13 protein-coding genes, 2 tRNA genes and 1 pseudogene are annotated in these 12,370 nt (G+C 59.6%); 4 read left to right on the top strand and 12 right to left on the bottom strand.

The window, feature by feature from the left end; genetic code table 11:
- Position 1: 1 nt before the first annotated feature.
- The 5 genes from ACXRVY_RS03115 to rluD form a co-directional block, all read right to left on the bottom strand.
- Positions 2 to 78, bottom strand: a tRNA-Pro gene (locus ACXRVY_RS03115).
- Positions 79 to 87: 9 nt separating this feature from the next.
- Positions 88 to 163, bottom strand: a tRNA-Asn gene (locus ACXRVY_RS03110).
- Positions 164 to 463: 300 nt separating this feature from the next.
- Positions 464 to 3,028, bottom strand: coding sequence for an ATP-dependent chaperone ClpB (clpB, locus tag ACXRVY_RS03105; protein WP_458237012.1), 2,565 nt, complete (start codon positions 3,026 to 3,028; stop codon positions 464 to 466).
- Positions 3,029 to 3,158: 130 nt separating this feature from the next.
- Complete coding sequence (pgeF, locus tag ACXRVY_RS03100; RefSeq protein ID WP_223463681.1) at positions 3,159 to 3,884, bottom strand: peptidoglycan editing factor PgeF; 726 nt, start codon at positions 3,882 to 3,884, stop codon at positions 3,159 to 3,161.
- Complete coding sequence (gene rluD / locus ACXRVY_RS03095) at positions 3,881 to 4,843, bottom strand: 23S rRNA pseudouridine(1911/1915/1917) synthase RluD (RefSeq protein WP_223463682.1); 963 nt, start codon at positions 4,841 to 4,843, stop codon at positions 3,881 to 3,883. Before rluD ends, pgeF begins: the two co-directional genes overlap by 4 nt.
- 151 nt (positions 4,844 to 4,994) lie before the next feature.
- Here rluD and ACXRVY_RS03090 point away from each other — a divergent pair, with 151 nt between their 5' ends.
- From ACXRVY_RS03090 to ACXRVY_RS03075, 4 genes and pseudogenes are all read left to right on the top strand, one after another.
- Entirely contained in the window at positions 4,995 to 6,017 is a 1,023-nt protein-coding gene (locus ACXRVY_RS03090) for an outer membrane protein assembly factor BamD (protein WP_223463683.1), read from the top strand.
- A gap of 125 nt (positions 6,018 to 6,142) precedes the next feature.
- Positions 6,143 to 6,376, top strand: a complete 234-nt coding sequence (locus tag ACXRVY_RS03085; protein ID WP_223463684.1) for a PP0621 family protein — start codon at positions 6,143 to 6,145, stop codon at positions 6,374 to 6,376.
- Positions 6,377 to 6,422: 46 nt separating this feature from the next.
- Positions 6,423 to 6,725: pseudogene (locus ACXRVY_RS03080) on the top strand (hypothetical protein); the annotation flags it as partial.
- A gap of 2 nt (positions 6,726 to 6,727) precedes the next feature.
- A complete protein-coding gene (locus ACXRVY_RS03075) occupies positions 6,728 to 8,059 on the top strand; it encodes a sigma-54-dependent transcriptional regulator (protein ID WP_223463685.1) in 1,332 nt (443 codons plus the stop codon).
- A gap of 157 nt (positions 8,060 to 8,216) precedes the next feature.
- On the opposite strand, the gene thiO is transcribed toward ACXRVY_RS03075, so the two are convergent.
- From thiO to ACXRVY_RS03040, 7 genes are read right to left on the bottom strand one after another with little or no spacing between them, the layout of a single operon-like run.
- Positions 8,217 to 9,317 carry a glycine oxidase ThiO gene (gene thiO, locus ACXRVY_RS03070; protein ID WP_458237011.1) on the bottom strand — a complete coding sequence of 367 codons (1,101 nt, stop codon included), beginning with the start codon at positions 9,315 to 9,317 and terminating at the stop codon, positions 8,217 to 8,219.
- 54 nt (positions 9,318 to 9,371) lie between these two features.
- Positions 9,372 to 9,773 (bottom strand): type IV pilin protein, encoded by a 402-nt coding sequence (locus ACXRVY_RS03065; protein ID WP_223463591.1) that lies wholly within the window; start codon positions 9,771 to 9,773, stop codon positions 9,372 to 9,374.
- A 14-nt stretch (positions 9,774 to 9,787) separates the two neighbouring features.
- On the bottom strand, positions 9,788 to 10,162 hold the full coding sequence (locus ACXRVY_RS03060; protein ID WP_223463592.1) for a hypothetical protein: 375 nt from the start codon (positions 10,160 to 10,162) through the stop codon (positions 9,788 to 9,790).
- 25 nt (positions 10,163 to 10,187) lie between these two features.
- A complete protein-coding gene (locus tag ACXRVY_RS03055) occupies positions 10,188 to 10,667 on the bottom strand; it encodes a pilus assembly PilX family protein (protein ID WP_223463593.1) in 480 nt (159 codons plus the stop codon).
- 10 nt (positions 10,668 to 10,677) lie between these two features.
- Positions 10,678 to 11,385, bottom strand: coding sequence for a PilW family protein (locus tag ACXRVY_RS03050; protein ID WP_223463594.1), 708 nt, complete (start codon positions 11,383 to 11,385; stop codon positions 10,678 to 10,680).
- A complete protein-coding gene (gene pilV / locus ACXRVY_RS03045) occupies positions 11,382 to 11,831 on the bottom strand; it encodes a type IV pilus modification protein PilV (RefSeq protein WP_223463595.1) in 450 nt (149 codons plus the stop codon). Before pilV ends, ACXRVY_RS03050 begins: the two co-directional genes overlap by 4 nt.
- The gene (locus ACXRVY_RS03040) at positions 11,828 to 12,301 is read right to left on the bottom strand and encodes a GspH/FimT family pseudopilin (RefSeq protein WP_223463596.1); all 474 of its coding nucleotides are present in this window, start codon (positions 12,299 to 12,301) and stop codon (positions 11,828 to 11,830) included. The genes pilV and ACXRVY_RS03040 overlap by 4 nt, the downstream gene beginning before the upstream one ends.
- Between the last annotated feature and the right edge of the window lie 69 nt (positions 12,302 to 12,370).

Here is a 12,370-nt window from a genome sequence, read left to right as displayed (position 1 = left end):
ATGGTCGGGGTAAGGGGATTCGAACTCCTGACATCCTGCTCCCAAAGCAGGCGCGCTACCGGACTGCGCTATACCCCGGTTTGAAATTGGCTCCGTGACCAGGACTCGAACCTGGGACCCAATGATTAACAGTCATTTGCTCTACCGACTGAGCTATCACGGAACTACACATTTCAATTTACAACATTGAAGCTTTACTGCGTTCTCTTCAACCCGTTCGCATCGCTGCGTTCGTGTGTCTGAGGCGCGCTATTCTACAATCTTCAGCACCTCTGTCAACCCCCTAAATTGCTTTCAAGTTAATGATTTGCAACTTATTTTGGATTCCTGCTTGGGGAGCGGAAACCCTGGCGGGTGACTGACTGCGGGGCGCACTTTACAAGCCTTTTCCTTTGAGTTCAACAGCCTAACGAAAAAAAGGCCTCGTTATGCGAGGCCTTTTCAATTTTGCCGCCGTTATGGATCAGACGAAGACGATTTCGTCGTTTTCCACCACGCCGTGAGCGGTATCGCCCGGCATGAATCGACCGGACAGGATCAGCTGCGCCAGCGGGTTCTCGATCCAGCGCTGGATAGCGCGCTTGAGTGGCCGTGCGCCGTACACCGGGTCGTAACCGACCGCGATCAGCTTGTCCATCGCCTCAGGGCTGAGCTCAAGCTTCAGCTCGCGCTCGGTCAGGCGGCTGCGCAGACGGCCCAGCTGAATCTCGGTAATGCCGGCGATCTGATCCCGAGCCAACGGCTCGAAGATCACCACTTCATCGACCCGGTTGATGAACTCCGGCCGGAAGTGGGTGGAAATCGCATCCATCACCGCCGCGCGCTGCGCCTCACGGTCACCGACCAGTTCCTGGATCTGTACCGACCCCAGGTTGGACGTCATGACAATCACGGTGTTCTTGAAGTCCACCGTGCGGCCATGGCTGTCGGTCAGACGACCATCCTCGAGCACTTGCAGCAAGATGTTGAACACATCCGGGTGCGCCTTCTCGACTTCGTCCATGAGGATCACCGAATACGGCTTGCGACGCACCGCCTCGGTCAGGTAACCGCCCTCTTCGTAGCCCACGTAGCCTGGTGGCGCACCGATCAAGCGAGCCACGGAATGTTTCTCCATGAACTCGGACATGTCGATCCGCACCATCGCCTCTTCAGTATCGAAGAGGAACTCGRCCAACGCCTTGCACAGCTCGGTTTTACCGACACCGGTCGGGCCGAGGAACATGAACGAGCCGCTTGGCCGGTTCGGGTCGGACAACCCGGCGCGGGAACGCCGCACCGCGTTGGAAACCGCCACAACCGCTTCGTCCTGGCCGATCACACGCTGGTGCAACAGGCTTTCCATCTTCATCAGTTTTTCGCGCTCGCCTTCGAGCATCTTCGACACCGGGATACCGGTCCACTTCGACACGACTTCGGCGATCTCCTCTTCAGTCACCTTGCTGCGCAGCAACTGGTTTTCGGGTTTGCCATGCTGGTCGACCATTTGCAGGCTGCGTTCCAGATCCGGGATCACCCCGTACTGCAACTCCGCCATGCGGTTCAGGTCGCCTTTACGGCGAGCGGCTTCCAGTTCCTGGCGGGACTGTTCGATCTTCTGCTGGATTTGCGCAGAACCCTGAACCTCGGCTTTTTCCGAGTTCCAGATTTCTTCGAGATCGGAGTACTCACGCTCATGCCGAGCGATTTCTTCCTGCAATTTTTCCAGACGCTTCTTCGCCGCGTCGTCGCTTTCTTTCTTCAGCGCCTGGGATTCCACCTTCAGCTGAATCAGGCGGCGCTCCAGACGGTCCAGCACTTCCGGCTTGGAGTCGATTTCCATGCGGATGCGGCTGGCGGCCTCGTCGATCAGGTCGATGGCCTTGTCCGGCAACTGCCGGTCAGTGATGTAGCGATGGCTGAGCTTGGCCGCGGCAATGATCGCGCCGTCAGTGATCGCCACCTTGTGGTGAACCTCATAACGCTCTTTGAGGCCACGCAGGATGGCGATGGTGTCTTCTTCGCTCGGCTCGTCCACCAGCACTTTCTGGAAACGTCGCTCGAGAGCGGCGTCCTTCTCTATGTATTGGCGGTACTCGTTGAGCGTGGTGGCGCCCACGCAGTGCAGCTCACCACGGGCCAGGGCCGGCTTGAGCATGTTGCCCGCATCCATCGAGCCTTCGCCTTTACCGGCGCCGACCATGGTATGCAACTCGTCGATGAACAGGATGATCTGCCCTTCCTGCTTCGACAGTTCATTGAGCAAGGCCTTTAGCCGCTCTTCGAACTCACCGCGATACTTGGCACCGGCAATCAGCGCCCCCATGTCCAGGGACAACAGGCGCTTGCCCTTGAGGCCGTCCGGCACTTCACCATTGATGATGCGCTGGGCCAGGCCTTCGGCGATGGCGGTTTTACCCACGCCTGGCTCACCGATCAGCACCGGGTTGTTCTTGGTACGGCGCTGCAGGACCTGGATGGTCCGGCGAATTTCATCGTCTCGGCCGATCACCGGATCGAGCTTGCCGTCTTCGGCGCGCTTGGTCAGGTCGACGGTGTATTTATCCAGCGCCTGCCGCGCTTCCTCGTGGTTCGGGTCATTGACGGCCTCGCCACCACGCAGGTTGTTGATCGCGTTTTCCAGGGCTTTCTTGCTCACGCCCTGACCGAGCAACAGTTTTCCGAGCTTGCTGTTCTCGTCCATGGCGGCGAGCAGCACCAGTTCGCTGGAGATGAACTGGTCGCCCTTCTGCTGGGCCAGACGATCGGCCTGATTGAGCAGGCGCGCCAGATCCTGCGACATGTTCACGTCGCCGGTCGGGTTCTGGATTTTCGGTAGCTGGTCGAGCTCTTTGGTCAACTCTTTACGCAGGCTGTTGACGTCGAAGCCCACCTGCATCAGCAGGGGCTTGATCGAGCCGCCCTGCTGTTCGAGCAAGGCTTGCATCAAGTGCGCAGGCTCGATGGCCGGATGATCGTGGCCGACAGCCAGGGATTGGGCATCGGACAACGCTAACTGCAATTTGCTGGTTAAACGGTCTATACGCATGGGTCACCTTCCTATTGAGCAGGCCGGACCGATAAAACATCCTGAATGAAGAAACCTGCCAGATAGCACAATAGATGTGGTCGATTCTGGGAGTTTCAAGCGTCGGAACGTTGATGCAGGTCAGGGAAGTCTAGCGTTCGAGCCAGATCAAGGAAGCAAATCGACCGGTACGAGGATTTCGCCGGTAAGAGAAGAAGCGCGGATCGGTGACTGTGCAGAACCCGCCGCCGTAGACCGCAGTAACCCCGCGAGCCGCCAGACGCAGACGCGCAAGCCTATAGATGTCGGCCATGAACTTGCCGGGGTTTTGGCTCGGTACAAAGGCCTCTGCTGCTTGCGGCAACTGCTGCACGAAGGTTTCGCGCACTTCAGGGCCGACTTCAAAGGCTTGCGGGCCGATGGCCGGGCCAAGCCAGACCAATACCTCGGCAGGCGGTACCGCCAGACTGTCGAGGGTGGCTTCCAGCACGCCCGCCGCCAGCCCGCGCCAACCAGCATGGGCCGCAGCGACACGGGTACCGGCACGGTCGCAAAACAGCGCAGGCAGGCAATCGGCGGTCATCGCAGCGCAGGCGACGCCCGGAGTTGATGTCCAACTGGCATCAGCCGTATCCACCCGGTCAGGATCAGCATGGGCCACGACAATGCCGTGGACCTGCTGCAGCCAGGCCGGTTGAATGGAGAAATGATCGGTAAGACGACGGCGATTCTCGGCAACAGCTTCAGGGCTGTCGTCGACGTGATCGCCGAGGTTGAGGCTGTCGAACGGCGCCACACTGACGCCGCCCGCACGGGTGGTCACGCAGGCTTTGACCCCGGCCGGCGCGGGCCAGTCAGGAATCAGCCAGTCACTCATCCGATGAACGCCTCGCGGTCTTGCTTGAGCAGGGTCAGCAGCCAGACGAAATCTTCCGGCAACGGCGATTCCCAGCTCATGCGCTGACCGGTGGTCGGATGATCCAGCTCCAGGAAACGCGCATGCAGCGCCTGACGCGGGAAGCTTTTCAGGGATTCGACCATGGTTGGGTTGGCGGCCGGCGGAATACGGAAACGACCACCGTAGGCGGGATCTCCGACCAACGGGTAGTTGATGTGCGCCATGTGTACGCGAATCTGGTGCGTACGACCGGTTTCCAGCTTCACCCGCACATGGGTGTGGGAGCGGAAACGCTCGAGCACGCGGTAATGGCTGACGGCCTGCTTGCCACCTTCCATCACGGCCATGCGCTGGCGCTGCTGGCCGTGACGACCGATCGGCGCATTGATCTTGCCTCCGGCTGTCACCACACCGATCACGATGCACTCGTAGATCCGGCTGACGCTGCGGCTCTGCAACTGTGTCACCAACTGCGTCTGCGCTTGAATGGTCTTGGCCACCACCATCAGACCGGTGGTGTCCTTGTCCAGGCGATGCACGATACCGGCGCGCGGCACATTGATGATGTCCGGCACGTGGTGCAGCAAGGCGTTGAGCAGGGTGCCATCGGCATGACCGGCAGCCGGGTGTACCACCAGGCCCGCAGGTTTGTTGATCACCAGGATGTCGTCGTCTTCGTAGACGATGTCCAGGGCAATGTCTTGAGCGACCCATTCGCCCTGAGCTTCCTGCTCGGCAGTCAACTCAAGGATGGCGCCGCCATGGACGATGTCTCGCGGGCGGATAACCGCCCCATCCACAGTCAGGCGGCCGTCTTTGATCCAGGCGGAAAGGCGCGAGCGCGAGTGCTCAGCGAATAATTGTGCGGCGACTTGATCGAGGCGTTGGCCGCCCAATTCGGACGGCACCTCTGCGCGAAGTTCAATTTTATCGGACATGCTCAGACTAGGCGTCGGCACAGCCTTTGGTTTCGGCTGCGCGCTTGTGGTTAAATACGGCGTCTTTTGCCCCGAGGCTATTCAACGGGGCGTTCATCATAACAGGACGGCCACGCCCAAGACAGCGGCCGTCATAGGGACGCAAGCCGCCATGCAAGTGAAACACCTGCTGCTGATCGCCATCCTCGCATTGACCGCTGCTTGCTCATCGAAGGAAGTCGTAGACGAAAACCTCAGTGAAGTCGAGCTGTACCAACAGGCTCAAAACGACCTGGACAACAGTAGCTACACCAGTGCCATCGCCAAGCTGAAGGCTCTGGAATCGCGTTATCCGTTCGGTCGCTATGCCGACCAGGCGCAACTCGAACTCATCTACGCCAACTACAAGAACACCGAGCCAGAAGCGGCCAAGTCCGCTGCGGAACGCTTCATTCGTCTGCACCCACAGCATCCGAACGTCGATTACGCCTACTACCTCAAGGGCCTGACTTCTTTCGATCAGGACGTCGGCCTGCTGGCGCGCTTCCTGCCACTGGACATGACCAAGCGTGACCCGGGCGCCGCCCGCGACTCCTATAACGAGTTCGCCCAGCTGACCAGCCGCTTCCCGAACAGCCGCTACGCGCCAGACGCCAAGCAGCGCATGATTTATCTGCGCAACCTGCTGGCGGCCTACGAAATTCACGTGGCCGACTACTACCTGACCCGCCAGGCCTATGTCGCCGCCGCGAACCGCGGTCGTTACGTGGTGGAAAACTTCCAGGAAACCCCTTCGGTCGGCGACGGCCTGGCGGTGATGACCGAGGCCTACCAGCGCCTGCATCTGGACGAACTGGCGGCTACCAGCCTGGAAACCCTGAAGCTCAACTACCCGAACCACCCGACGCTGGTGGACGGTCAGTTCGTGCCGACCGTGGCCGAAGCCGACAACCGTTCGTGGCTGAGCAAGGCGACTCTGGGCCTGATCGAGTCGCGTCCGCCGCTGCCACCGGGTGAAACCCGCGCCAACCAGGACGTCCAGAGGCAATTCCAGGACGCCAAGGACGCAATCCCGGCCGAGCTCAAGCCTAAAGACGACAATGGCGACGCGGTCGAAGAAGAAAATCACGAAGCGCAAGGCAACAACAGCGACCGCTCGTGGTTCAGCTACATGACTTTCGGCGTGTTCGACTGACACCTCGGGTTGTGCAAAAAGGGAGACTTTCGAGTCTCCCTTTTTTATTTCAGCGCTTTATTACACTGTGCGGCTGTCAGGTCCTTGGCTAAACTGCCGCTTCATCTATCAAAAAGCAGCACACCATGCTTCGTTTATTGTTCTGGGTTGCCCTGATTGCCGCTGCAGTATGGTTCTGGCGCAAGTTCAAGGGGCAGGCATCCACCCCCAAGCCCCCTGCCGAACGGGAAGCGGCGCCCATGGTCCGTTGTGCCCATTGCGGCGTTCACCTACCCCGTGACCGCGCGCTGAGTCACGACCAACAATGGTATTGCAGCCAGGCTCATCTCGAGCAAGACAAGGGTTCCAGAGGCCGCTGATACGTCACCCGAAATGACGGCCGATTGAGGACTATCGCACGCACCCAAGGAACTGAAAGGCGTCGATCGACGTCTGACGCAGATTATTCAAGATCACTCTCTGCGAATGAACCGGGTAATCGAAAACGTCCTCCACTTGTTGTACCGCGAGCAAATGTCGCCGCTACGGCTCGACCTGAAATCACTGGAAATACTCGATAATGAAGCCCCAGCCCCCTATATCAAGGGCCTGGGGCTTTATCGGTCCGGCCAGCCGGACGAAAGCACTCTGTCCCGCCTAGACTTCAAGGCACGCCAGGAAGGCGGCTGCTTTTGCATGACCTATGCTCACGGACGGAGCCCACGTTGAACATGAGACCACGACAAAAAGTCTTGATCGTCGATGACGAGCCGGACATTCGCGAACTCCTGGAAATCACCCTGGGAAGGATGAGACTGGAGACGTTCAACGCCCGCAACGTCGGCGAAGCGCAATCCCTGCTGAAACGCGAAACCTTCGATCTATGCCTGACCGACATGCAGTTGCCGGACGGTACCGGCCTGGAGTTGGTGCAGCACATCCAGCAAAGCCACCCTCAGGTCCAGGTGGCGATGATCACCGCCTATGCCAGCCTCGAAACCGCGGTCAATGTGCTCAAGGCCGGCGCATTCGACTTCCTGACCAAACCGGTGGACCTTACGCGCCTGCGTGAACTGGTCACCAGCGCCCTGCTGGTTCCTGCCCGCGGGGCTGGCATCGATCGCTGCTTGCTGGGTGACTCATTGCCCATGCGCAACCTGCGCAAACAGATCACCAAACTGGCCAGCAGCCATGCGACGGTATACATCAGCGGAGAATCCGGCAGCGGCAAGGAGTTGGTCGCGCGCCTGATCCATGATCAAAGCCCTCGCGCCAATCAGCCGTTCATTGCGATCAACTGCGCGGCGATTCCTTCGGAACTGTTGGAGAGTGAGTTTTTCGGCCATCGCAAAGGCAGTTTCAGCGGCGCCATCGAAGACAAACCCGGTCTGTTCCAGACAGCTCACGGCGGCACCCTGCTCCTCGACGAAGTGGCTGACCTGCCRTTGGCCATGCAAGTCAAACTGCTGCGCGCGATTCAGGAGAAAGCCGTACGTAGCGTCGGCGGGCAGCAGGAAGTGGCGGTGGATGTGCGCATTCTCTGCGCCACGCACAAGGACCTTGGCGCCGAGGTCGCCGCCGGACGCTTTCGTCATGATCTTTACTACCGTTTGAACGTGATCGAACTCCCGGTGCCACCCTTGCGCGAGCGTCGCGATGACATCGAAATACTGGCCAGCCACATACTCAAGCGCCTGGCCGCCGATACCGGTCAACCTGCAGCGAGACTCCACCCCCAGGCCCTCGATGCGCTGAAAAGCTATCGCTTCCCGGGCAATGTGCGGGAACTGGAAAACATGCTCGAACGGGCGCACACCTTGTGCGAGAACAATCAGATCGAAGCCGGCGACCTGCGCCTGGCTGAAGGCAACTGTGGGGCTGAAGGTGGCGTGCCGGACCTGACCCGGATCGACAATCTGGAAACCTACCTGGAAAACGTCGAACGCCAACTGCTGCTCCAGGCCCTGGAGGAAACCCGCTGGAACCGCACGGCGGCGGCTCAGCGGTTGAATCTGTCATTCAGGTCGATGCGTTACCGACTGAAGAAGTTGGGACTGGATTGAGGCCCCCATCGTCGGATCGCCGCCCGGATCAAGCTCGCTCCCACAGGGTCATTGGTGAACACAACAACTGCGAACACCTCAGAACCATTGTGGGAGCGAGCTTGATCCGGGCGGCGATCCGACGATGGCGATCTGACAAACGACAACTGTCCCGCAGTCAAAGCCGCCCGGCAGGCGCATAAGGCGCCGGATCGATAATCGGCGCCCGACCCAGCATCACATCGGCAAACAACTGGCATGACGCTGGCGCCAACACCAGCCCGTTACGGTAATGCCCGCAGTTGAGCCAGAGCCCGTCAAACCCCGGTACCGGGCCGATATAAGGAATGCCCTCGGGTGACCCCGGGCGCAATCCGGCCCAATGCCCCACCACTTCGGCCTCGGCCAGCGCCGGGATCAATTCCACCGCGGACGCCTTCAGGCTTTCCAGTGCCGCCCCGGTCGGCGTCTTGTCAAAGCCTTCATGCTCCAGCGTACTGCCGATCAGAATGTGCCCGTCGCGCCGGGGAATCGCATAACGGCCCTTGGCCAGGACCATGCTCGGCAGGAAATCCGCCGCACACTTGTAGAGAATCATCTGCCCTTTCACCGGTTCGACCGGCAACGTCAGATCCAGACGCTTGAGCAAATCGCCACTCCAGGCCCCCGCCGTCAGGACCACTTGATCGCCCAGGACAGCACCTGTGGCGGTCTGCACGCCGACCACTTTGTTGCCGTCACGAACAAACCCGCTGACTTCGCACTGCTCATGGATCGTCACGTTCGGCAGCGCCAGCAACGCGGCCTTGAGTGACTTCACCAGTCGCGGATTACGCACGTTGGCGACGTCGGCCATGTAGATCGCCCGGGAAAAACCGCTGCCCAGCACCGGCACGGCGTCGTGGGCTGCCGAAATATCCACCGCACTCAACGGACGATTTTCCCGGGCGGCCCATGCCAGCGCTTCAGCCTCGTCATCCAGATCCAGCCAGTAAAGACCGGTGGTGTGCACTTCAGGATCAACGCCGGTGGCGGCAAACAAGCGCTCGCCCAGTTGTGGATAAAAGTCTTGGGACCAGTGAGCCAACGCGGTGACTGCCGGACTGTAGCGCCACGGGTAAAGCGGCGAAACGATGCCGCCACCCGCCCAGGACGACTCCTGGCCTACGTTCGAGCGATCCAGCAGCACAACGCTTTGCACTTCGGACGCGAGATTGRAGGCCGTCAGCAAACCAATCACTCCACCGCCGACAATCACCACTTGCTGTTGCCTGGTCATGTTCTGATCCAATCGTTAAATAGACAGAGAGTGCAAAAGGCACCCGAAAAAAACTCAGCGCCCCCAGCAGTCTTTGCTGGTCAGGCCGGATTTTGCGTTGACCATGCCGAGGACTCCGATATTGGTGATGGTCAGATCACCACACTTGTCAGTGGCCATGCTCGAGTCAGCCTTGCGTACCGCCGTCAACAGGAAGGTCTGGTCGGTCAGGGTCGGTGTGATGGCATAGTAATCATTGCCGGCACTGAGGCCCGTCGCATCGGTGTAGGCATTTTTTTGCGAGTAGAAGCGCTCCAGAAGCTGCGCCTGCTCCGAGAGCAGACCGGCCACTTCTGCGCGGCGGCCCTTGTTCAGGTATTCGGTGTAACTCGGGGCAGCAATGGTCATGACAATACCGATGATCGCAATCGCGATCATGATTTCGATCAGGGTAAAACCGCGGTTGGAACTACGCATGTATCAATTCTCAGTCACTGTATTTGTCGCCACATGATGCGACGGCTGCCGCCGGATTTTTCAATCCCCGCAGTACCGTCGCCAGTGGAATCGTTCACGGCCCCGCCATTGTCGCTGGCGTCCTGGGTCGAATGCTCTCCAACAAAGATCACGCCATCGGATAGCGTGTCACTGTTGTCGACCACTCCATCGGCGTTGCTGTCGAGCATCTTAACGCTGATCGCCTCGGGCAGCTTCAGGCAGACGGCTTTCAACCCCTGATTGCTGTGGTAAAAACCGTACCAGTTGCCATTGGCCAGACAGGTTGGCCGGTTCAGCGCCGGCGAATCCGCTGACGTGGCAGCGTGCGCCGACATCGACAGGTCAAGCGCGACGACGACACCGATCATTTGTGACCATAACCTGACAGGTCGCTCAGTACTTCGCATAGATGCTCTCCACCACACTGCGTGAATGACCCGCGATGCCGACCGCCGTTACCCGATACAAGGTCGCCGGGGTATTGATGGGCACATTCACCGCATTTCGGCTGACACCGATATTTTGCACGCCATAAAAGCCCTTGCCCGATGCAACCCAGGTCACGCCTGAAGAGGCGTTGAAACCGGCAGCGGTAATAGTCGAAGACTCGGACGGTGGTGCACATTGAACGATGCCGCTGCAAACAGGTAACGCATAACTGTCCCGCCGCACTGCACCCTCGCCCACCCGCAATGCGGCTTCGGCACTCTGGAACGACTGATTGCGCAAGGCGACGCTACCGGCCATTTTTTCCTGCAGAGTGGCGCTCTGCATCGATGAAAGCCCAATCAGTGTCAGCAAGAGCAAGAACACCAGACTGACCAACAGTGCCATGCCGCGTTGGGCGTAATACGTCTTGGGAGCACGATTCATTGGCACTCCCTCATGGCAAGCGGTTGCGCAGAGCGGCAACCACGTTGAAGGTTTGATCGCTCACCCGGTGGTTCGGATCGGTGAGAGTCAGGCTCAGGCGAACACTACGAATCAGCGCGGGGTCCGACGGATTGCTGCTGTAGCGCGAAGCAGCCAGATCAGTGGCCGTGCTGGCCAGGCCGAAGCTCACGTCGAAAGCGCTGACGTTATCCACCAATACCTGGTCTGCTGCGGCCCCGCTCTTCATAAGCAGTTGGTTGTTGCCGAAGCTGTAATCCAGCCGCCGTATCGGAAAGGCCAGTTGCCCTGCCACTGGCGCCCGACCTTCACTGTAGGCCGTCGAATGGGTTCGACAATCGGAAAGCACGGTCCAGTCCGGCTTGCCGCCATTGCCGCCGACATCCGCCGTAACCAGCGTCAACTTGCGGCCGCCGTTGTCCCAGCGGATCGGTGCTAGCTGACTGGCATGGAAATCACCTTTCTGACTTGAGTCGGTGATCGTTTCCAGGCAACCGAACATCCCGACCATGCGGACTTCCTGAATCATTTTGCTCAGCACGAAACGTGCGTCCTCCTGCATGTTCGCGGCCGCGTTCTGGCTGAGATAAGTGTTCTTGGCTGCAATGAAAACCTGCACCACGCCCAGCACCACGATCAGGCTCAATGCCAGGGCGATCAGCAACTCGACCAGGCCAAAACCCCTGCTGCGGCGCATCACGGGATCATCACCGGATCAATGGCCGCGCGACTGCTCAGGACAAAACTGCGCCGAGAGTCGGCGGCCTTCGCAGCCCGTGAGTCGTCCCAGGTAATCGTGATGGTGTACAGCTGCTGATTGACGGTGACGCTGCCCGTTGCGGTAGCACCGAGCGAACTGACAATATTGGCTTTGAAGTCAAACAGGTCCTGATCCCGGGTAACGTCCGGATTGCCCGAAGCCGGCGGCGCGATGGTGTAGTCCGCAGTGGCGTTGGCGCGAATGCGGTCCATCAGGTCGTAGGCGATAAAGCTGGCCTGACTGGTCATGCGCGCGCTGTCCGTGTACTTCAACGCATTGAGCTGAAACGCCGCTGCCCCCAGCAACCCCACTCCCAGAATGACTAACGCCACCAGGACTTCGACCAGCGTCATGCCCTCCTGCGTGCCTTGCCTCCCTGCCCTCATCCGCAACTTCCACCCAATAGAATTCGTCCGTTCAAACACACTGTCAGCGTCCTGCTTTGTGCGCCCCGCCCATAGCTGATCACCACCGCTGAGGACGGTGATGACAATCCGCCCATGCTGTTGAAATCGATGGCAGTGACGCCAGAGGTTAGCGCCAGAGTTGCGCCGCTGCTCATCGCCGGAATAACCCGTAATACACTGGCCAAAGAGCCAGTACCGTCGTAAATCGTTAGCTCCCCGCTCCAGACATCCCCACCGGCCGTCGGGCGCACCCGTGTGGTATTGCCCCGATCAATGGCTTCGAGCCGGGCAAAATCAAGGGCTCGTCGCAGGTCCGAAATTTCGGTATCGGCCCTCGTCGTTTGCACCGAGCGGGTAAACCCCGGAACGGCCATGGTCAGCAGGATAAGCAGGATCGCGAGCGCGACCAGCAACTCGATCAGCGTGAAACCTTTTGTACGATGATCCATCGGGACCTTCTGTTTCCTTCGGCTATACCTGCTGTTGCGCAGCACAACATCCGAACGATGCTGTGCGTT

It is taken from the genome of Pseudomonas sp. P5_A2_2 (genome assembly GCF_054177685.1).
The sequence above is the reverse complement of the archived record's forward strand: the minus strand, read 5'-3'. Positions and strand labels throughout refer to the sequence as shown.